The following is a 20795-nucleotide window of genomic DNA, read 5'->3' as shown; positions in this document are numbered from 1 at the left end:
TGGGTTACGGCAGCAGGATGACTTTGTCGCCACTGCCCTGATTCACTTCGGCATAACGTTCCAGCCCTTCGGCCAGTGGCGATTCGAACAACCCTTGTGGCAACGGCAACAGGTCCTGGTCGAAGAACCGGCCGAACTGATCGAGCATCGCCGCGCACGCTTGCACGCCGTATAGCAACGAGTTGATCCCCACCACCGAACCGCCCTTGCGATACAGCGCCAGGGCCGGCAATTGCACCTGGCCATCCACCGGCGCGGCGATGATCGCGATGCGACCGAACGCGGCCAGCGCGGGGACGGAAGCCGGCAGCCAGAACCCGGTGGTGTCAAAAATCACATCGGCGCCGCCGGTGTAGACCGCATTCACCTGCGCGCCCAAGTCCTCGGGTTTATCCAGCTGCAACGTCTGATACCCCTGAGCCTGCAAGTCCTTGACCTGCTCCGGCCGACGCGCCGCCGCCAGCACCTGGGCGCCACGCACCTTGGCCAGCGCCAGCGCAGCACTGCCGACCGCCCCGCCACCGATCACCAATAACCGCGTTTGTGCGTTCACCAGGCTGCGCTCCAGCGCATCCCACGCCGTGGTGTAAGGCACGCCGAGGCTGGCGGCCTGGGCAAAACTCAGGTGGGTCGGTTTGCGCGCCACGCCGTTGGCCGGCAACTTGACGAATTGCGCATGGGAGCCGTCGGCGAAAAAGCCCAGCTCACGGCCGGTGCCCCACACTTCCTGACCGATCAGCGCCTGTGGGCCTTCGACGACTACACCCGCAAAATCACGCCCGGGAATGCGCGGCAACGTGGTGTAGGGAAAACGCCCCAGCACATTCTTCACATCGCTGGGATTGAGGCCGGCGGCCTTGATTTGCACCAGCACTTCATCGGCGCCGGGCACGGGGGTCGGAACCTCGACATAGCGCAGGGCCGAAAGGTCGCCGGTTTTGTCGAACTGCAATGCTTTCATGGGAGTGTCCATCCAACAGGGGAAAGGGAATTCAGGAGATCCAGCCAGTGACCAGTTGCCGCCCCATGGGCCACAATTTTTCACCGGCGAGCATGCCCAGCAGGCCCACCAGCGCGATGGCCGGTGGTGCGGGGGAACGAAAATCCAGCGCGCCGTAAAGCAAACCGACGCCCAGACCGATGACCAACGAGATGAGGTAGCTCATGGCAGACTCCGTGGGCAATTGAGGGATGCCCAAAGTCTAAAGGCCGGCATCCGCGAGCATCGGCCAAGTGCTTCTGAATTCCGGCCAAACCACCCGCAGTAACTTGTAGGAGCCAGCTTGCTGGCGATAGCTGACGTGAGGGCGATGCAAAATTTGAGGATGCTATCGCCAGCAAGCTGGCTCCTACAGGTTCGTGCAGAACTGCGAGGGCGCGACACCCAGTTCCCGACGGAACATGTCGCTGAAGCTGCTCGGCGAGTAGCCCAGCTCCCGGGCAATCGCACTGACCGGCGCCCCCTGGATCAGCTCCGCGACTGCAGTCGCCAGTTGCACTTGTCGCCGCCACTCGGCGAAGCCCATGCCCAGACCGTCCTTGAACAGCCGCGCCAGGGTGCGCACGCTGGCCCCGGCGTTTTGCGCGTGTTGTTCGAAGGAAACGTCCAGCGATGGCGCGGCCATGACGGCCTGACACAGGTTCATCAGGCGCCGGTCGGAATCATCCGGCAACGGGATTTTCAGCAGCGAACGCCTGGCTCGCCGCAGTTCCAGCAGTGCCAGCCCGACCAGCGCTTCGTAATACTCCGGCGCGCCGTCGTCGCCCTGCTCCACCAGCCCGACGATGAGTTCACGCAGCAACCCGCCCACTTCGATCACCTGGACCGTGTCGTCCAGCGTCGCCGCCAATGCCGGACGCAGGTAGATGTTGCGCATCTGCAGGTCCGAGACCACGCGAATGCCGTGAGGCACGCCCGGCGGCAACCACACCGCCCGTTGCGGCGGCACCACCAGCGCCTCATGCGGCGTTTCGACCCACATCACCCCGCTCATCGCATACAACAACTGGCCCCAGACATGCTCGTGGGGCTCGATGAACAGCCCGCGCGGATAGGTGCGCGCCAGCGGTTGCACGGGCACATCGGTGTCACTCAGGTCGGGGGGCGCGGCAAGGGCCATGGTCAGCATTCATCGGGGATTTTCAGAAAATCCATGGTAACCAGCCGCAGGCCTCGTCGCCACTGGCCGCAGCCGTCTGACAATCCGAATGAATTTTCCGTACCGCCGACGATCCTTCTATTACCACAGGGAGGAATACGGGCTTTATGAATAACGCAAAACTTTTCGTCATTGAATACACCCTTCATGGCGTCCCAAAGTCTTTCATCATTCGCCTGGACAAAATGGACAATGCGCAGGCTTGGCATTGGGCGAGTTGCGACGCCGGCGTGGGCCGGATCCCGCGCTTTGGAAGGGAGAAAGTGCAAAAGACCAGCAAGCCGATGGCGGAAAAATTCGGCGTGGAAAATGTCACTTGGCGGCCAGCAAGCTAACCACGCTTTTCTGTAGGAGCAAGCTTGCTCGCGATGAACGATAACGCGGTCAGCCTGAAGAACCTCGGCGCCTGCATCGTCGGAACGCCGCCCGGACCAAGCTTGCTCCTACACAGTCAGTGTTGAGCGCATTTGCATTCTTTGTGCACGCATTCTTCACCGTGTTCATGGTGTTTGGCGCAGGCCTCACAGCAGTAGTGCTTGCCGTGACGTGCGATCGGATGCTGGCCCAGTTTGCAGTTGCATTTCGGGCAGTCGCAGATGTCTTCACTGTCAATCATGAGTCTGACTCCTCAGGTGGTGGTCGTCGGGGCTTGAAGCTACAACCCGTCTCACCAGTGTAGAAGTTGCCACAGACGACGCAGCCCAAACCTGTAGGAGCGAGGCTTGCCCGCGAAGAACGATAACGCGATGCAACTGTTTAGATCGCGGCATCTGCTTCGCGGGCAAGCCTCGCTCCTACAGGAAAGCGAAAGCGGTCAGGCCTGGCGGGTATTGCTGCGATACATGAACACCAGCGCCAACCCGAGCAACACCATCGCCAGTATCCGGCTGCCGGACAGTTCGATCTGCGGGTTACCCAGCCAGCCGAAGTTATCGATCAGCATCCCCATGCCCAACTGCCCGACGATCACCGCGACCGTCGCCACCGCCGTACCCACCCGTGGCACCGCCCCCACCATCACCATCATGTACACCACGCCGAACAGCGCGCCGCTGAGCTGCCATTTCGGCACGTCCAGCAGGCTCATGGCCTGGGCCGGCTCGAAAAACAGGATCAGCAACCCGGTGCTCACCGCACCCACCACGAACGTCAACAAACTGCTGCGCAGCACACCGACCGTTTCGCCCAGACGCCCATTGATGGCGGCCTGAACACTCAACACCGCACCGGCAGCCACGACCACCGCCAACAAAATAATCAGATTCATCATTAACCCCGCGCAATCAGAACAAGTGCCGCCACAATCAGCAGCAAGGCCAGCCAACGTTCACCGTTGACCTTTTTACGAGTGGCGCCGAACCAGCCGAAGTGGTCGATCAGCACGCTTTTACCGACCTGCCCGGACAGGATCGCGATCATCGTCATCGCAATGCCGATGTACGGCGTGGCCAGGGTCAGCACCACCACGTAGATCGGCCCGAGAAAACCGCCGATCAACTGCCAGCGCGGCAAGTCGCTGAAGGCCGGTCCCTTTTGCGGGCCGCTGAGCAACAGCAGGAAAAACAGGATCGCCGAGCCGACGCCGAAGATGCTCAACGTCGCCCACAAGTGACCGACCTGAACCCCCAGCGGCCCGAGCAGACCGGCCTCCACGGACAGGCCCATACCGGCCAGGATCACCAAAGGCAGCAGCAAAAGCCGCAACCCGGGTTGGGTTGCCGGTGTGACAGCGATATCGATTGAAGAAGATTGCATTGGGAACTCCTGTGTTATCGATCAACACGCGATCCCTGTAGGAGCCGGCTTGCCGGCGATGGCGTCCTCGAGATTGCTATCGCCGGCAAGCCGGCTCCTACACGGGATTTGTGTTGTCGGTGTGATTGGCGCGCATTATCGGCTGGCGCTGCTGTGCGATAAATGGGAGCATCCTGACAACACTTTTGCGTAACTCGCACAGCAGGATTCTTCATGCACGGCCTCAACGAATTGGGTTTCAAGGCACTTCGGCTGTTTGTCGCCGTACTCGACCACGGCAGCTTCTCTGAAGTCGCCCGCCGCGAGGGCCTGGCGCCGTCGTCGATTTCCCGGCAGATCCAGTTGATGGAACAGGCGCTGAGCCAGCAATTGCTTTACCGCCACACCCGCGCGGTCACGCCGACAGAAGCCGGACGCTTGCTCGGCGACCATGCGCGATTGGTGCTGGTGCAGTTGGAGGAAGCCGAACAGGCGTTGCAGGAACAACAAAGCGAGCCGAGCGGGCTGGTGCGGATCAACGCGCCGGTGGTGTTTGGCCAGCGGCACCTGACGCCCTGGCTGGGGCAACTGTGCGAGCGCTACCCGAAATTGCAGCTGGATATCCAGCAGACCGACAGCTACGTCGCACCGTTACAGGAGGGTGCCGACCTGCTGTTTCGCATCGGCCCGCTGCACGATTCGAGCATGCAGGCGCGGATTCTGGCGCCTCAACGCTTTCAGGTGGCGGCGAGCCCGGCGTACTTGAAACGCCATGGCACACCGTTGCATCCCGAAGACCTCGCGGCGCATCAATGCCTGGCCTACAAAGGCGTGGCCGGCCAGCAACGCTGGTTTTTCCGCCAGGGTCAGCAGGACTGGAGGCCCTACTCGGTGAAGGGACCGATCACCGGCAACCACGCCGACACCCTCACACAGGCCGCCGAACAAGGCCTGGGCCTGGTGATGTTTCCTTCGTGGCTGATTGGTGAAGCGGTACGCAACGGCACGCTGGTGCCGGTGCTGGGGGAATATCAGGTGTCCAACAGCCTTGAGCCGCAACAGATCGCCGTGCTCTGGCCCGGGAGCCGACGGTTGTCGGTGAAGGTAAGGACGGTGATTGATTTCTATGTCGAATGCTTTGGGGCTGTGCCGTATTGGGACAGGCCTTAAGGACGATGCGAAATGTTTACTGTAGGAGCCAGGCTTGCCGGCGAAGGCGTCCTCAAGTACGCCTTCGCCGGCAAGCCTGGCTCCTACGGTAGGTTCGGGGGTCAGATGCGGAACTGGCCGACCAGAGTGCCGAGGCGCTGGCCAAGATCAGCCAGGCTGCGGGACGTCTGGGCGCCGAGTTGGGTTTCGCCGGCCACGTTGTCCACGGCCACCGCGATCTGATGCACGCTGCGGTTGATCTCTTCGGCCACGGCGGTCTGCTCCTCGGCGGCGCTGGCGATCTGCGCGTTCATCGAGTTGATGGTGCCGATCAGTTGAGCCATGGTGTCCAGCGAAGCACCCGCTTCGTTGGCCTGCATGGACGTGCCGTCGCCGGCCTCGCTGGAGCGGCGCATCGCTTCCACCGCCGACTGAGTGCCGGCCTGCAAGCGGTCGATCATGCCCTGGATTTCCTGGGTGCTGATTTGCGTGCGGCTGGCCAGCGCACGGACTTCGTCGGCCACCACCGCAAAACCGCGACCGGCCTCACCGGCACGGGCCGCTTCAATGGCGGCGTTGAGCGCCAACAGGTTGGTCTGCTCGGCAATCGAACGGATCACCCCGAGCACGCTGACAATCGATGACACGTCCTTTTGCAGGCTGTCGAGGGACACGCCGCTGCTGCGAATATCGTCGACCAACGCATGAATCTTGACGATGCTGCCAGCCACCACACGCTTGGCCGTCTGGCCTTCTTCGTCGGTCTGCTGCGCCGCCACTGCGGCGTTTTGTGCACTTTTCGCCACTTCTTGCGCGGCGGCCGACATTTCGTTGATCGCCGTGGCCACCTGATCGGTCTCGTGACGTTGACGCTCCATCGCCTGATCCGAACGCTGGGCCTGATCGGAGACCTGGTTCACCAGCCCGGTCAATTGCGAGGTCATTTCGGTGATCTGGCGCACCAGGCCGTGGATCTTGTCGACGAACCGGTTGAACGAGCCGGCGAGTTGGCCGAGTTCATCCTGGCTGGTGATGGTCAGGCGCCGGGTCAGGTCGCCCTCGCCCGCCGCGATGTCGTCGAGGTTGGCTTTCATCAGGTTCAGCGGACGCAGAATGGTGTTGGCCAGCAGCATGCCGGCGGCGGCAATCAGCAGCAGCACGACGGCGGCGATGCCGATGATGCTCAGCAACACGCCTTCCATCCGGTCTTGAACCTTGGCTTCGACCACGGCCACCTGCGCTTCGATACCGTCGAGGTTGACCGAGGTGCCGACCGCCATGTCCCACTTCGGCAGGTATTCGGTGTAGCCGAGTTTTGGTACCAGCACCTGAGTGTTGCCAGGCAATGGCGAGCTGTATTGCAGGTAGTGAGTGCCGTCTTTGGCGACTTTCACCAGATCGCGGTTGACGTAGACGCCGTTCGGGTCGCGGTTGTCCTTGAAGCTCTGGCCCACGCCTTCGGGGCTGTTGGCCTTGAACAGGCGCACGGTGTTGGAGTCGTAGCCGAAGAAGTAGCCTTCCTTGCCGTAGCTGATGCTCGACAGCAATTTGATCACCTGGGCCCGCGCCGCGTCATCGCCAGGGGCGGCGGCCTCGTAGAGCGGTTTGATCGCGGTCATGGCCACGGCGACGTAACTTTGCAGGGTGGCCTTGGCGTCGCTGAGCAGGCGCTGACGCGTCTCCTCGACTTCCTTGCGGGCCTGTTCCTGCAGAACGAACAACGTGGTCAGGCTGATGACCAGCGCAAAGAGCAACACCGGGAGGACGGCAAGGGACAGGACTTTAGCCTTCAGGCTCATGCGCATGACGGTTCACTCTTTTGGTTTTATTGGCGTGGTTAAAGGCTTTAACGGCACGCCAACGCAAAACTGTAGGAGTCCGGCTTGCCGGCGATGGCGTATTTGAAATTGCCATCGCCAGCAAGCCGGCTCCTACAGATTGCGCGATCAACGCTGACCCTACCGACACCTCTGACCTGTAGGAGCCGGCTTGCTGGCGATGGCGTTTTCACAGGCACCATCACCGGGCAGGTTGGAATCAGAGAACCATCGCGGCCACCCAGCCGAACGCCAGCAGCGGCAGGTTGTAATGCAGGAAGGTCGGGACCACGGTGTCCCAGATGTGGTGGTGCTGACCGTCGATGTTCAGGCCGGAGGTCGGGCCGAGCGTCGAGTCGGAAGCAGGCGAACCGGCGTCACCCAGCGCGCCGGCGGTGCCGACGATGCAGACGATGGCGATCGGGCTGAACCCCAGTTGCACGCACAGCGGCACAAAAATCGCCGCCAGAATCGGCACGGTGGAAAACGACGAACCGATGCCCATGGTCACCAGCAGACCGACCAGCAACATCAGCAGCGCACCGATGCCTTTACTGTGGCCGATCCACGACGCCGACGCTTCAACCAGCGTCTGCACCTGACCGGTGGCTTTCATCACTTCGGCAAACCCCGAGGCGGCGATCATGATGAAACCGATCATCGCCATCATCTTCATGCCTTCGGTGAACAGGTCATCGGTGTCGCGCCACTTCACGATGCCCGACACCGAGAAGATCAAAAAGCCTGCCAGTGCACCGATAATCATCGAGTCCAGCAACAACTGAATAATGAACGCCGCCGCAATCGCCACACCCGCAACCATCAGGCTCAGCGGGTTGTACTGCACCGCGACCTGCTCGACCTGTTCGATCTTTTCCAGGTCGTAGACGCGCTTCTTGCGGTAGCTGATAAAGGCTGCCGCAAGCCCCACCACCATGCCCAGCGCCGGAATGCCCATGGCATGGGTGACGTTGATGCCGCTGATATCGACGCCGCTGCGGGCCACGTTGGCCAGCAGGATTTCATTGAGGAAGATGTTGCCGAAGCCCACGGGCAGGAACATGTACGGGGTGATCAGACCGAAGGTCATGACGCAGGCGATCAACCGCCGATCCAGTTGCAGCTTGGTCAGCACATATAGTAGCGGCGGCACCAGCAACGGAATGAAAGCGATATGTATCGGCAGAATATTCTGTGAAGCGATGGCCACCACCCACAGCAGGCCGATCAGCAGCCACTTCACCGAGCCGCCACCGTTGGCGTGCTGGCGGTCAACCATGGCCAGGGCTTTGTCGGCCAGCGCATGGGCCAGGCCGGACTTGGCGATCGCCACCGCAAATGCGCCGAGCAAGGCATAAGACAAGGCCACCGTCGCCCCGCCGCCGAGGCCGCTGTTGAAGGCTTTCAAGGTGGCGTCGATGCCCAGGCCACCGGTCAAACCACCCACCAGCGCGCCGATAATCAGCGCGATCACCACGTGCACGCGGGACAGGCTGAGAATCAGCATGATGCCGACCGCGGCAATTACAGCATTAATCATCGTTACCTCAAGGCAAGCGAAATGAGCCCGGCCGGCAGTCTGCGAAGAGCCGCCAGCGGGATAAGGAATGGGTTTTATTAGAGGGCGCGCACTGTGCCGGACCATCACCGCCTTGTCAAAGCCAGCGACCCGAACGCACGAGCGACGCCGCCCCTGTCGGAACCACACCGCGACCTTTCCGAAACGACACCGCCCCCTGTAGGAGCCGGCTTGCTGGCGATGGCGTCCGTCCAGTCAATAACGGATTGGCTGACCCACCGCTATCGCCAGCAAGCCGGCTCCTACAAGGGTTGTGCGGGTGATTCGATTTCCGTCGGACGGCATAAAGAAAGCAGATTTTCAGCCGTTACAGTGCAAAGTCTCAGATATTTATCGAATAAGGACGTCTCCATGTCGCTCAGACAACTTTCCATTCAATGGAAAATCACCCTGCTGGCCGGGCTTTGCCTCGCCGGTATCGTGACCTTGCTGGTAGGTCTTTCGCTGTATCGCATGGAGCACAGTTCCGAGCTGGTGAAAGCCTCGAGCATGGAGATGCTCACTGAAGCCGCCCAGGCCCGGATCGAGTCCCAGGGCGAAAACCAGGCGCTGAACATTCGCCAGCAGTTCATGGATGCCTATCAATATGGCCACGGCTTTTCGCGTCAGGTGTTGTTCCTGCGCGATCAGGCCGAAAAGCGCTTTCTCGATGCCTTCGACTTGCGTGAAGACCTGACCCGCCAGGTCAAGTCTGCGTTGCAAGCCAACCCGGAATTGCTCGGCCTGTCGCTGGTGTTCGAAGCCAATGCGCTGGACGGCAAGGATGAACTGTTTGCCGGCCAGGCTGAGCTGGGCAGCAACGACAAGGGCCGCTTCGCGCTGTACTGGTCGCAACCGACACCCGGCAAGGTGACGTCGATGGCGCTGCCCGAAACTGACATGGCCGACACCAGCACCGGCCCCAGCGGTGAACCCGCCAACGCCTGGTTCACCTGCCCGCGCACCTCGCTCAAGCCCTGCGTGATCGAACCCTACTTCTATGTGATCGACGGCCAGAACGTGCTGATGACCAGCATCGTGTTCCCGCTGATGGTCAATGGCAAAGTCATCGCCTCGCTGTCGGTGGACATCAACCTCAACAGCCTGCAAGCCGTCAGCCAGGGCGCGAGCAAGAAGCTTTATGACGGCCAGACCAACGTCAGCATCATCAGCCCGGCCGGTTTGCTCGCCGGCTACAGCCCGGACGCCAGCAAACTCGCCCAGCGCCTGGACGCTGTGGATAAAACCAACGGCACCGAACTGATCCGCCTGCTCGCCGCCAGCAGCAAAACCGCCAGCCTGCACAGCAACCAGCAGTTGAAAGTGCTGTCGCCGTTCCAGCCGATCCCCGACGGCAAATCGTGGGGCGTGTTGCTCGATGTGCCGGAAAAAGTCCTGGTCGGCCCCGCCGAAACCCTGAAAAAACAACTCGATGACAGCAACACCGCCGGCACATTGGTCGAACTCGGCCTCGGCGTGCTGGCCGCGTTGATCGGCCTGTTGCTGGTGTGGCTGATGGCGCGCAGCGTGACCAAACCGATCCTCGGCGTGGCGCACATGCTCGAAGACATCGCCAGCGGCGAAGGCGACCTGACCCGGCGCCTGGCCTACGACAAAAAGGATGAGCTGGGCCAGTTGGCCGGCTGGTTCAACCGTTTCCTCGACAAATTGCAGCCGATCATCGCCGAGGTGAAACGCTCGGTACAGGACGCGCGCAGCACGGCGGACCAGTCTTCTGCCATCGCCACGCAGACCAGCGCCGGCATGGAACAGCAATACCGACAGGTCGATCAGGTGGCGACCGCTTCCCACGAAATGAGCGCCACCGCCCAAGACGTTGCCCGCAGCGCGGCACAAGCGGCACAAGCGGCGCGCGATGCCGATCACGCCACCCGCCGTGGCTTGACCGTGATCGACCAGACCACCACCAGCATCGACAACCTCGCCGCCGATATGAGCGCGGCGATGGTGCAGGTCGAAGGTTTGGCGGCCAACAGCGAGAAAATCGGTTCGGTACTGGAAGTGATCCGCGCCATCGCCGAGCAGACCAACCTGCTGGCCCTCAACGCCGCCATCGAAGCGGCCCGTGCCGGTGAGGCCGGACGCGGTTTTGCGGTGGTCGCCGACGAAGTGCGCAACCTGGCGCGGCGTACGCAGGAGTCGGTTGAAGAAACCCGTCTGGTGATCGAGCAGTTGCAGAACGGCACGCAGGATGTGGTGGGGTCGATGAACAACAGCCATCGCCAGGCTCAGGGCAGTGTCGAGCAGGTCAGCCAGGCCGTCACGGCGTTGCGCCAGATCGGCGACGCAGTGACGGTGATCAGCGACATGAACCTGCAGATTGCCTCGGCGGCGGAAGAGCAAAGCGCGGTGGCGGAAGAGATCAACAACAACGTGGCGACGATCCGGGACGTGACCGAGTCGCTGTCGGGGCAGGCCAATGAGTCGGCGCGGGTGAGCCAGTCGCTGAATAGCCTGGCGAATCAGCAGCAGAGCCTGATGGATCAATTCCGCGTCTGACTGACAACACACCCCTTGTAGGAGCCGGCTTGCCGGCGATGGCGATTTTGAAGACGCCATCGCCGGCAAGCCGGCTCCTACAGTAAAGCGGTGTTTCCGGGGTCAGCGCTTGGGCAGTTCGATGACGACCTTCAACCCGCCCCACTCGCTTTCCTCCAGCCGCAACACCCCGCCCCACGTGTCGACGATGTCGCGCACAATCCCCAGCCCCAACCCATGCCCTTGCGCCTGTTCATCCAGCCGCGTACCCCGGCTGAACACCTGAGCACGCTGGTCCTCGGGAATGCCCGGCCCATCATCTTCCACGCTTAGCTCGAACCCTGCGACCGTCTCGACCACGCTCAACCGCACCTCGGCATCCGCCCATTTGCAGGCGTTGTCCAGCAGGTTGCCCAGTAGCTCCAGCAAGTCTTCGCGATCCCAAGGCAACTGCAACCCGGCCGGCGCGCGATAGCTCAGTTCAAGGTGTTCGCCGTGAATCATGTTCAACGTGGCGAGCAATCCCGGCAGTTCCGCATCGCAATCAAACAACGCCCCCGGCAGCGCATCGCCGGACAACCGTGCGCGGTTAAGCTCGCGATTGAGTCGTTGCTGAACCTGTGCCAATTGGTCTTTGAGGATCTTGCGCAACTCGGGATGGGCATCGAGTTTCTCGCTGGACGCCAGGCTCAACAACACCGCCAGCGGGGTTTTCAAGGCATGCCCAAGGTTGCCCAGCGCATTGCGCGAACGCTTGAGGCTGTCTTCGGTGTGAGCGAGCAAATGGTTGATCTGCGCCACCAGCGGCTCAAGTTCCACCGGCACCTGATCATCCAGTTGCGAACGTTGGCCCTGCTGCAACTGGGCAATCTGCTCACGGGCCTTTTCCAGTGGACGCAAGGCGCGGCGCACGGTGATCCGTTGCAACAGCAAAATCAGCAGCAACCCCGCCAGCCCCAGCCCCAGCCCCACTTGCTGCATGCGCTTGAAACTCTCGCGCACCGGCGTGTAATCCTGAGCGACGCTGATGGAGATCGATTGTCCCAAACGGCGATAGTCCGAACGCAAGACCAGCAATTGCTGGCCTTCCGGCCCCAGTTGCAGGTTGCTGTGCAGGCCGGGATGGTCGAGGCGCGGCAACTCCTGATCCCACAACGAACGGGAGCGCCAATGGCTGTCGGCAAAATCTATACGGAAGTAATGCCCGGAAAACGGCCGCTGATAAGCCGGTGACAGATGTCGTTCATCCAGCTGCAAGCCCTGCGGCCCGCGCACCAGCGCCACCAGCAAACTTTCGCTGTCGTTGCGCAGCCCCGCTTCGAGGTAGCGCTGCAAGCCCATTTCGAACAACCACAGGCTGGTTTGCGCCAGCACCAGGCCGACGATCACCATCACGCTGATCAGCCCCAGACTCAAGCGGCGCTGGATCGACCTCACTGCGCTTGCCCGCCGAACAGGTAACCCTGACCGCGACGGGTTTCGATCACACTGCGCCCGAGCTTGCGCCGCAGGTGGTTGACGTGAACTTCCAGCACGTTGGAATCGCGCTCGGTCTCACCGTCGTAGAGGTGTTCGGCGAGGTGGCTTTTGGAAAGAATCTGCTCGGGGTGCAGCATGAAATAGCGCAGCAGGCGAAATTCCGCGGCGGTGAGCTGGATGTCGGCACCGTCGCGGGTCACGCATTGCCGGCCTTCGTCCAGGTGCAATCCAGCCGACTGCAACGTCGGTTGATTGACCTGGCCATGGGAACGGCGCAACAACGCCTGAATGCGCAAATGCAGCTCTTCAGGGTGAAAAGGTTTGCTCAGGTAATCGTCGGCGCCGGCCTTGAGGCCTTCGATCCGTTCGGCCCACGAACCGCGCGCGGTGAGGATCAACACCGGCGTGGCCAGCCCGCCCGCGCGCCATTGCGCCAACACGTCGAGCCCCGGCAAACCCGGCAGACCGAGGTCGAGGATGATCAGGTCATACGGTTCGCTGCTGCCCTGATACACCGCATCTCGCCCGTCGGCCAGCCAATCCACGGCGTAGCCCTGGCGGTTGAGGCCGGCCATCAGTTCGTCGGCCAGGGGCACATGGTCTTCCACCAGCAGCAATCGCATCGGTCAATCTTCCTTGTCTTTCAGTAACTCGCCAGTGGCGGCGTCGAGGTCCAGTTCACGGACCACGCCTTCGGTGGTCAGCAGCTCGACTTCATAAATGTAGACGTCGTGTTTCTCTTCGAGCTCGGCTTCCAGCAGTTTTGAGCCTGGATAACGCTCCAGCGCCTGCTTCACCACTTGCTCGAGCGGCAGGATCACGCCCTGCTGGCGCAGGCGCAGGGCTTCGTCCTGATCAAGGTCGCGGGCCATGACGATCGAGCAAAACGCCAGAAGCACCAGCGCCATGCGTGACAATGAACACACCTTCATTACGTATCCTGATGATCCTTGAGAAGTTGCCCGCTGACCGCGTCTAATTCCAGGTCCCACTCAAGGCCTTGCGGGTCGCGCAGCTCCACCTGATAGATGTACTTGCCGTACTCTTCTTCCAGCTCGGTTTCGGTGACCGTCGAGCCTGGGTGTTTGGCCAGTGCCGTGGCGTTGAGCTTCTCGAAAGACACAATGGTACCAGCGTCGCGCAGCCGCAGGGCTTCGTCGGGGCCCAGGTCGCGAGCGTGGGCGATGCTGACGGTCATGGCGACGATGGAGGCAGTGAACAGGGCAGTCAGGGTTTTCATGGGTGTCTCCGTATTTTTTATGTGTTGCGTACGGAAGGCACCTTAGCGATTCGAACTTAATTGAAACTGAATTGCCATCATCAAGAATGGCATCACGCTATCGTCGGCATACGCCAAACCTGTAGGAGCACGGCTTGCCGGCGAAGGCGCCCTTGACATCGCCTTCGCCGGCAAGCCGTGCTCCTACAGATTCCTGGTGCAACATCGAATGCGAGGTATTGCCGCCCCCTGCAGCCACACTGTTTATAATCCGCCCGCTTGCCAGACATCGAGACCGGTATGACCGCCATCCACATCAAGTTCCCTTCCCTGACCCTCAAGGCCGGCCCGCGTGCCTTGGCGCGCATCCGTGAGCACGGCTTGAACGCCGCCGATGTCGGTACGTTGCCGGGTGCTGCCGGCGGGCCGAAGGCGTTGGGGATTCAAGGTCTGGACCTGGCGCTGTTTGGCGAATGGCTGCCCGCCGCGCCGCGTGAGCGGTCGCTGATCGGCGCCTCGGTCGGCTCCTGGCGCTTCGCCAGTGCCTGCCTGCCGGACGCCGCCGAAGGCATCCGCCGCCTCGGTCACCTGTACACCGAGCAGAACTTCGCCAAGGGCGTGACCATGGCGCAGATCAGCCAGAGCTCGCAACGCATGCTCAATGACCTGCTCGACGGTCGCGATGCAGCGATTCTGAGCAACGCGAATTACCGGCTGAACATCATGGTGGTCAAAAGCCACGGCCTGCTTGCGGACGATCATCGCGGTCGTCTCGGGCTGGGCCTGTCGTCGGTGATCGCCGACAACCTGCGCGGTCGCGCGCGGCTGTCGCGGCATTTCGAGCGGCTGATCATCCACGATCCGCGCCTGGCACCGCCGGTCAACGCGCTGAACGATTTCCCCTCGCGCTTCGTCGCACTGAATACCGGCAACCTGCGCCAGGCCCTGCTCGCCTCGGGCTCGATCCCGATGGTCATGGAAGGCGTGCGCGATCTGCCGGGTGCCGGCACCGGGACGTTCCGCGACGGCGGCCTGCTCGACTATCACCTCGACCTGCCCTACAGCGGCAACGACATCGTGCTCTATCCACACTTCACCGACCGGGTGATTCCCGGCTGGTTCGACAAAACCCTGCCGTGGCGCCGTGCCTGCCCAACGCGCTTGCAGGATGTCCTGTTGCTGGCGCCGTCCAAGGAATACCTGGCCCGCCTGCCCTACGGCAAACTACCGGACCGTAACGACTTCAAGCGTTTCATGGGCGATGCGCCGAGCCGGCAGAAATACTGGCGCGCAACCATGGATGAAAGCCGCAGGCTGGGCGATGAGTTTCTCGAACTGGCCGCCAACGGTCGCCTTGGCGAACGCTTGCTGACCCTTTAGTCAGGACAAACTGTTAAACTCGCCGCCTGCCCACATCGCTGCGGCGATCGCCACCTGACAGAGCTGAAACCACTGTGGAAATCTTCAAAGAATTTACCTTCGAATCCGCCCACCGCCTGCCCCACGTCCCGGAAGGCCACAAGTGCGGCCGCCTGCACGGTCACTCGTTCAAAGTGGCGATTCATTTGAGTGGCGATCTGGATCCGCATACCGGCTGGATTCGCGACTTTTCCGAGATCAAGGCGATCTTCAAGCCGTTGTATGAGCGCCTGGATCATAACTACTTGAATGACATTCCGGGGTTGGAGAATCCGACCAGTGAAGTGTTGGCGAAGTGGATCTGGGTTGAACTCAAGCCATTGCTGCCAGAACTCAGCGCGATCCGTATTCACGAGACGTGTACTAGCGGTTGCATCTATCGCGGGGAGTAAGTTCTGGATTAAAAAACCACCGACCTCGGTGGTTTTCTATGTTTGCCTCTTCGACTTCGGAAACTTACTTATCCGAAGAACGTAAATATAGTTACGCATACCAACTTTGCATGGATGATAACTTTAACGTTACGGCCATTGCCCCCCATGTCTCTGGTTTAGATGTCTTCTTAACGTCGCCTTTGTGCTGCTCCGGCTATTGCAATCTAAATATGGGCAACTGCCTTTAATTTTAGGATGGGTGCCAACATGATGATCACGATCAGATTTCGAATCAAAAACCATATCGCAATCAAGCACGGGACAAGCAAAGCTTTTCACTTTGCTGGTGTGAACCCTTTTCAGTTTAGCCGCGTCATGAACCTCTCGCTTGTGCCTGGCAAGATGACCCGTGGTCCCAAACGCGGCATTACAATTAACTTCACCACAACGGTATGGTTTGTCTCCCGTATGCGACCGCACATGATTAATAAGATCTTTTTTTTGTGAAAACGCTTTAGTGCAATCGCCTCTATCGCATTTGAAAGGCTTTTCACCGGTATGTGTTCGCCTATGTTTAGAACGATTACTTCGCTGCGAAAAAACCTTGTCACAAATATCACAGGGATATTGCTTGTTTGATGTCGGCAAAATCGCTGACGAGGGACCGGCAGCTGGGTGAACTTCAAACTGAAAAAGCAGAGGTGTGGGAGCCACTCCGAGTGACATACGAGCATGCATCGCCTCGTCATCATTTAACGGTGCATTGAATACTCCCGCCAATGAATCTTGTGACTGAAAATCCTGTGAGTCGATATCCAGATTTGGCAGGTCAGCGCTTGCTCTGGAAGAATTCGTAATTTCCCCGGAAAACGATGTTTGAGACTCATCTTCAGGCAATGATTCATGTCCGCTCCACATCCGCCCATCCCGATCCACTCTCCCCATCGGCGAATTCCCCACAAAACAATACAAATTCAACCCATCCACCGCCCCCGCCGGGTCAGGGTTGATCCATCGGCACAGCCACGGCGCAAAGTAGCGATATCCGTAGTAATACAACCCGGTCGCATCCCGTTCCTTGCCCGAATAGCGAATGGTTTTGTACGCACCGCTCTGATCGCGATGATCCTCCCAAGCCGTGCCGCCAAACGGGTAATACACTTCGCGGCTCTGCACCCTGGCGTGTTCATCCAATTCCAGCGTCCCGGACCCGAGATGGTCGGTCAGGTGGTAACGCAACGAATGGTCGGGCGCATCGGCGCCGTGCAGCCACCTCACCCGATTGCGTCCGGCCTCCAGGTCGAGCACTTCATGCTGCTTGCCGCCCGGACGATGATGGATCTCCAGCCCCGGCAGGTAGCGCACTTCGGCGATCACGGTGCGGGCGGCGGCCAGTGCAGTGCGGACTTTGCGCAGGCGTTTGCCACCGCCGCCGTAGAGGTAGCGTTCGGTGTCGTCGTCTTCGTCTTCGTCTTCGCGCACCACCGGTGACACGCTGGCCAACTGGTTACGCGCATCCCAGGTCATGGTTTGGCCAGGCTGCAAATATTGCAGGTTGCCGTTGGCGTCGAAATGGCGGGCGAAATCCGGTGGTTGTTCGCCCTTGAGCAGGCTGCGATTGCTGTCCGGGTCGATGTCCCAGCGCCGGGTGAACGGTTGGACGCCGAGGTGGCGCAGTTCAGTCAGGTTGCCACCCGCGTCGTAGTCGTATTCTTCGCGATAGTTGACCACGGCGTTGGGGTTGGCCGAGGCGCGGTAGGGAGTGCCGGGATAACTGGATGAGCGCTCGGCTTCCCAGCCGGTGGCGTGGGTTAATTGACCAAAGGTGTCGTAGCCGTAGGTACATTGGCCGTCGATGCGCTGGTTGTTGTGGTAACGAATCGGCACTGCGTGATTGTCGATCTGGAGGATGTTGCCCATCGGGTCGACGCTGTATCGCAGGTCTTGCAGCGGTGCGGTGTTCGGCAACCCGGCGCACAAGCGCAGCAGGCGCCCGTCATCAAGCGCGTACTGCGCTTCGGTGATCACGCCATTGCCAGCGGTTTCCCGTTCGACTTTTCCGCCAGGGTTATAGCGGATGTCGTGCACCAGGCAGTGTCCGGGCGCGGCGGTATTGGCCGGTTGCAACCAGCCGTCCTTGAGCTGCCCGGCCACGGTGTAGCTGAAGTGACGACGGTGTTTTTTGGCGTCGGTGAGGCTAAGCAAATCGCCCAACGGGTTATAGGCCCAATGGCTTGCAAGCCCGGGATCAGCTTCCAGCAAGCGATCGCGTGCGGCGCAGTCCAGCGGCCAATCCGGCGGATCGAGGGAGGCCAGAAAGTGGCTGATTTCACTTAACGCGAACCCCCGCAGATCGTACGCCGGCATGTGCCGCGTGCCCGCCGGATCGTCGTGGCGAATCACTCGACCGCATTGATTGGCAGCATCAAAACCGGCCCCGGCGCTGCCGTATTCAAAGCGCTCCACAACCCGTTCCAGCTCTCTTACGGCAACAGGACGCAGCGACGAATCGTACTGCGTATCCTGCCGAGCCCCCCGACTGTCCCATCCACTCAAGACCTCATCCGCTTGCCCGGGCAACAACACCCGCCACCCGGCATCGACACTGTCAGTCGCCAACACCTTGCCGGTCAGGGAGAAACAATGACTCAACGCCGGCGCGGACAACCGCGCATCCCGTTGCTCAATCCCCCTTCCCGCCGCATCGAACACCTGCCGCGTCACCCGCGCCTGCGATGTTTGACCACTCTCCCCACGCCAGTACGCCACGCTGCGCACAGCCAGGCCGCGCGGGTCAATGACCGCCAGAGTGGGCGTTCCGTGATGCAGGCTGAGGTTGTCCATGGGCTGTGGATATCATCCGCCATCAACAGCCGTCTACTGTCACAAATCACAGGTATTCGTCCCGCTGATCCGACAGATCAAAAAAACTGCCGGGACGAGCGGTTTTTTTATGCCTATGCTTTTTCGCTCGCACCCGCCAAGAGGACGTCCCCATGACTGACTGGCCGCTGGCTCAAACCTATCGCTTCAACGGGCACTCCGTCCGTTACGCCGTGCGTGGCGACGGCCCGCCGTTGGTGTTCGTGCATGGCACGCCGTTCTCTTCGTATGTGTGGCACCGGATTGCGCCGCACTTCATCACGTCGCACCGGGTGCATTACTTCGACCTGCTGGGTTATGGGCTGTCCGAGAAGGTCGAGGGCGATGTGTCGCTGGGCGTGCAGAACGAGTTGTTGACGCAGCTGCTGGAGCATTGGGGGCTGGATTGCCCGGATGTGGTGGCCCACGATTTCGGCGGCGCGACGGTGTTGCGCGCGCATCTGCTGAACGGCAAGGACTACCGCAGCCTGACGCTGATTGACCCGGTGGCGTTGACGCCGTGGGGCTCGCCGTTCGTGCAGCAGGTGCGTCAGCATGAAGCGGTGTTCAGCGGCGTGCCCGATTACATTCAGCGGGCGATTGTGTCGGCCTATGTTCGCGGGGCGATCAAGCGCGACATACCCGACGATGAACTCGCGCCCTACGTGCAACCGTGGCTGGGCGATCCGGGGCAAGCGGCGTTTTACCGGCAGATCGCGCAGATGGATCAGCGCTATACCCGTGAGGTCGAGGGGTTGTACCCGACGGTTCGTTGCCCGGTGCAGATTCTGTGGGGCGAGGATGATCAGTGGATCCCCATCGAGCGTGGCCGCGCGCTGCAGCAGATGATTGCGGGGGCGCAGTTTCACCCAATCCCCAATGCCGGGCATCTGGTTCAGGAAGATGCGCCGGAGGCGATCGTTGCCGCGCTGCTGCGTTTTCTCCCAAAAGCCCCCTGAAACACACGGACTCTTGTAGGAGCCGGCTTGCTGGCGATAGCGGTGTGTCATTCGGCACACATGTTGCCTGTTATACCGCTATCGCCAGCAAGCCGGCTCCTACAAAGTACCGTGTTTCTTCAGTTGGTCCCGATCAATGGCGGGCATTTTTCTTTCGCTGCCGTGGTCAAAGTTCGCATCTGACCGATGCTCGATTTCCGTTGCCGCGCTAATGTCTATAACTGACGCGCCAACGCACTACTACAAGATCTCCAAAAGGATTCGCCTGATGCACATCATCAACGCCCGCCTGCGCAACCAAGAAGGCCTGCATGAATTGCACCTGGAAAACGGCCTGATCAGCAATATTGCCCGTCAGACCGAAGCGCCGACCCTGGGCCCCGATGATCTGGACGCCGGCGGCAACCTGGTGGTGCCGCCCTTCGTCGAACCGCACATCCACCTCGACGCCACGCTCACCGCCGGCGAACCGCGCTGGAACATGAGCGGCACGCTGTTCGAAGGCATCGAATGCTGGGGCGAGCGCAAGGTGACGATCACCGAGGAAGACACCAAGACCCGCGCCAGGAAAACCATCCAGGCCCTCGCCGCCCACGGCATCCAGCATGTGCGCACCCATGTCGATGTCACCGACCCACAGCTGACGGCGCTGAGGGCGATGCTCGAAGTGCGCGAGGAAAGCCGGCACCTGATCGACATGCAAATCGTTGCATTCCCCCAGGAAGGCATCGAGTCGTACCGCAACGGTCGTGAACTGATGGAAGAAGCGATCCGCATGGGCGCGGACGTGGTCGGCGGGATTCCGCATTTCGAATACACCCGCGATCAGGGCGTGAGTTCAGTGAAGTTCCTGATGGACCTCGCCGAACGCACCGGTTGCCTGGTGGACGTGCATTGCGATGAAACCGATGACCCACACTCGCGGTTTCTCGAAGTGCTCGCCGAAGAAGCCCGCAGCCGCGACATGGGCTCGCGGGTCACGGCCAGCCACACCACGGCCATGGGCTCTTACGACAACGCGTACTGCGCCAAACTGTTTCGCCTGCTCGGGCATTCGGGGATCAGTTTTGTCTCCTGCCCCACCGAAAGCATTCACCTGCAAGGGCGCTACGACAACTTTCCGAAACGTCGTGGCGTCACTCGGGTGAATGAGTTGCTCGAAGCGGGGATGAACGTGTGCTTCGGCCAGGACTCGATCGTCGACCCGTGGTATCCGCTGGGTAACGGCAACATTTTGCGGGTGCTCGAAGCAGGTCTGCACATCTGTCACATGCTCGGGTATCGCAACCTGCAAAGCGCGCTGGACCTGGTCACCGACAACAGCGCCAGGGCGATGAACCTGGGGGATCGGTATGGACTGGAGCGCGGGCGGCCGGCGAATTTGCTGATTCTTTCGGCGGACAGCGATTACGAGGTGATCCGCAGTCAGGGCTTGCCGCTGTATTCGGTTCGTGATGGGAAGGTGTTGATGAAGCGGCAGATGCCAGTGGTGGAGTTTTTTGGTGAGCAACCCTGAGTTTTGTGTTGGCTGAGCTGACGCCTTCGCGGGCAAGTCGGATCGCCGCAT

General features: G+C 61.0%; 20 protein-coding genes and 1 pseudogene. 8 read left to right on the top strand and 13 right to left on the bottom strand.

Annotation, left to right across the window (positions count from 1 at the left end):
• Positions 1-4: 4 nt before the first annotated feature.
• From IB246_RS20600 to IB246_RS20590, 3 genes are all read right to left on the bottom strand, one after another.
• Complete coding sequence (locus IB246_RS20600) at positions 5-961, bottom strand: quinone oxidoreductase family protein (protein ID WP_008045193.1); 957 nt, start codon at positions 959-961, stop codon at positions 5-7.
• A gap of 31 nt (positions 962-992) precedes the next feature.
• On the bottom strand, positions 993-1166 hold the full coding sequence (locus IB246_RS20595) for a DUF1427 family protein (protein ID WP_008035179.1): 174 nt from the start codon (positions 1164-1166) through the stop codon (positions 993-995).
• A 183-nt stretch (positions 1167-1349) separates the two neighbouring features.
• Positions 1350-2120, bottom strand: coding sequence for an AraC family transcriptional regulator (locus tag IB246_RS20590; protein WP_032832904.1), 771 nt, complete (start codon positions 2118-2120; stop codon positions 1350-1352).
• A 146-nt stretch (positions 2121-2266) separates the two neighbouring features.
• Here IB246_RS20590 and IB246_RS20585 point away from each other — a divergent pair, with 146 nt between their 5' ends.
• Positions 2267-2494: a DUF6555 family protein gene (locus tag IB246_RS20585; protein ID WP_008035177.1), complete on the top strand. Its 228-nt coding sequence runs from the start codon at positions 2267-2269 to the stop codon at positions 2492-2494.
• 116 nt (positions 2495-2610) lie between these two features.
• Here IB246_RS20585 and IB246_RS20580 read toward each other — a convergent pair whose 3' ends face one another.
• From IB246_RS20580 to IB246_RS20570, 3 genes are all read right to left on the bottom strand, one after another.
• Positions 2611-2775 (bottom strand): metallothionein, encoded by a 165-nt coding sequence (locus IB246_RS20580; protein WP_008045190.1) that lies wholly within the window; start codon positions 2773-2775, stop codon positions 2611-2613.
• 198 nt (positions 2776-2973) lie between these two features.
• The gene (locus IB246_RS20575; RefSeq protein ID WP_008035175.1) at positions 2974-3429 is read right to left on the bottom strand and encodes a DMT family transporter; all 456 of its coding nucleotides are present in this window, start codon (positions 3427-3429) and stop codon (positions 2974-2976) included.
• Positions 3429-3914 carry a DMT family transporter gene (locus tag IB246_RS20570; RefSeq protein ID WP_008045188.1) on the bottom strand — a complete coding sequence of 162 codons (486 nt, stop codon included), beginning with the start codon at positions 3912-3914 and terminating at the stop codon, positions 3429-3431. The genes IB246_RS20575 and IB246_RS20570 overlap by 1 nt, the downstream gene beginning before the upstream one ends.
• A 213-nt stretch (positions 3915-4127) precedes the next feature.
• Between IB246_RS20570 and IB246_RS20565 the strand changes: the two genes are divergently transcribed.
• Entirely contained in the window at positions 4128-5063 is a 936-nt protein-coding gene (locus tag IB246_RS20565) for a LysR family transcriptional regulator (protein WP_008045186.1), read from the top strand.
• Between the two features lie 101 nt (positions 5064-5164).
• Here the strand turns inward: IB246_RS20565 and IB246_RS20560 are convergent, their stop codons facing one another.
• Positions 5165-6847 (bottom strand): methyl-accepting chemotaxis protein, encoded by a 1683-nt coding sequence (locus IB246_RS20560; protein WP_008035170.1) that lies wholly within the window; start codon positions 6845-6847, stop codon positions 5165-5167.
• 232 nt (positions 6848-7079) lie between these two features.
• The gene (locus IB246_RS20555) at positions 7080-8396 is read right to left on the bottom strand and encodes a Na+/H+ antiporter family protein (protein WP_162130708.1); all 1317 of its coding nucleotides are present in this window, start codon (positions 8394-8396) and stop codon (positions 7080-7082) included.
• A 222-nt stretch (positions 8397-8618) separates the two neighbouring features.
• Between IB246_RS20555 and IB246_RS29115 the strand changes: the two are divergent.
• Both IB246_RS29115 and IB246_RS29110 read left to right on the top strand, forming a co-directional pair.
• A pseudogene (locus IB246_RS29115) lies at positions 8619-10079 on the top strand (HAMP domain-containing protein); the annotation flags it as partial.
• 102 nt (positions 10080-10181) lie between these two features.
• The gene (locus tag IB246_RS29110; protein ID WP_404943259.1) at positions 10182-10937 is read left to right on the top strand and encodes a methyl-accepting chemotaxis protein; all 756 of its coding nucleotides are present in this window, start codon (positions 10182-10184) and stop codon (positions 10935-10937) included.
• Positions 10938-11039: 102 nt separating this feature from the next.
• On the opposite strand, the gene IB246_RS20545 is transcribed toward IB246_RS29110, so the two are convergent.
• The 4 genes from IB246_RS20545 to IB246_RS20530 are packed head-to-tail and all read right to left on the bottom strand — an operon-like array spanning position 11040 to position 13635.
• The gene (locus IB246_RS20545; protein ID WP_008038321.1) at positions 11040-12353 is read right to left on the bottom strand and encodes a sensor histidine kinase; all 1314 of its coding nucleotides are present in this window, start codon (positions 12351-12353) and stop codon (positions 11040-11042) included.
• A complete protein-coding gene (locus tag IB246_RS20540) occupies positions 12350-13018 on the bottom strand; it encodes a response regulator transcription factor (protein WP_008025306.1) in 669 nt (222 codons plus the stop codon). Before IB246_RS20540 ends, IB246_RS20545 begins: the two co-directional genes overlap by 4 nt.
• 3 nt (positions 13019-13021) lie before the next feature.
• Positions 13022-13327 carry a PepSY domain-containing protein gene (locus tag IB246_RS20535; RefSeq protein WP_008025305.1) on the bottom strand — a complete coding sequence of 102 codons (306 nt, stop codon included), beginning with the start codon at positions 13325-13327 and terminating at the stop codon, positions 13022-13024.
• Positions 13327-13635, bottom strand: coding sequence for a PepSY domain-containing protein (locus tag IB246_RS20530; RefSeq protein WP_008025303.1), 309 nt, complete (start codon positions 13633-13635; stop codon positions 13327-13329). Before IB246_RS20530 ends, IB246_RS20535 begins: the two co-directional genes overlap by 1 nt.
• A 279-nt stretch (positions 13636-13914) precedes the next feature.
• Here IB246_RS20530 and IB246_RS20525 point away from each other — a divergent pair, with 279 nt between their 5' ends.
• Together IB246_RS20525 and queD are read left to right on the top strand one after the other, a co-directional pair.
• A complete protein-coding gene (locus IB246_RS20525) occupies positions 13915-14994 on the top strand; it encodes a hypothetical protein (protein ID WP_008038320.1) in 1080 nt (359 codons plus the stop codon).
• 74 nt (positions 14995-15068) lie between these two features.
• Positions 15069-15425, top strand: coding sequence for a 6-carboxytetrahydropterin synthase QueD (queD, locus tag IB246_RS20520; RefSeq protein ID WP_008025299.1), 357 nt, complete (start codon positions 15069-15071; stop codon positions 15423-15425).
• A gap of 129 nt (positions 15426-15554) precedes the next feature.
• Here queD and IB246_RS20515 read toward each other — a convergent pair whose 3' ends face one another.
• Complete coding sequence (locus tag IB246_RS20515; RefSeq protein WP_008038318.1) at positions 15555-18251, bottom strand: RHS repeat-associated core domain-containing protein; 2697 nt, start codon at positions 18249-18251, stop codon at positions 15555-15557.
• Positions 18252-18403: 152 nt separating this feature from the next.
• Between IB246_RS20515 and IB246_RS20510 the strand changes: the two genes are divergently transcribed.
• Entirely contained in the window at positions 18404-19228 is an 825-nt protein-coding gene (locus IB246_RS20510) for an alpha/beta fold hydrolase (RefSeq protein ID WP_008038316.1), read from the top strand.
• Positions 19229-19496: 268 nt separating this feature from the next.
• A complete protein-coding gene (codA, locus tag IB246_RS20505; protein ID WP_008038314.1) occupies positions 19497-20744 on the top strand; it encodes a cytosine deaminase in 1248 nt (415 codons plus the stop codon).
• The last annotated feature ends 51 nt before the right edge of the window (positions 20745-20795 follow it).

Origin of the sequence: Pseudomonas sp. PDM01, from assembly GCF_014852325.1 — a bacterium.
GTDB classification, from domain to species: domain Bacteria; phylum Pseudomonadota; class Gammaproteobacteria; order Pseudomonadales; family Pseudomonadaceae; genus Aquipseudomonas; species Aquipseudomonas migulae.
This window is presented reverse-complemented; position numbering and strand designations above follow the sequence as displayed.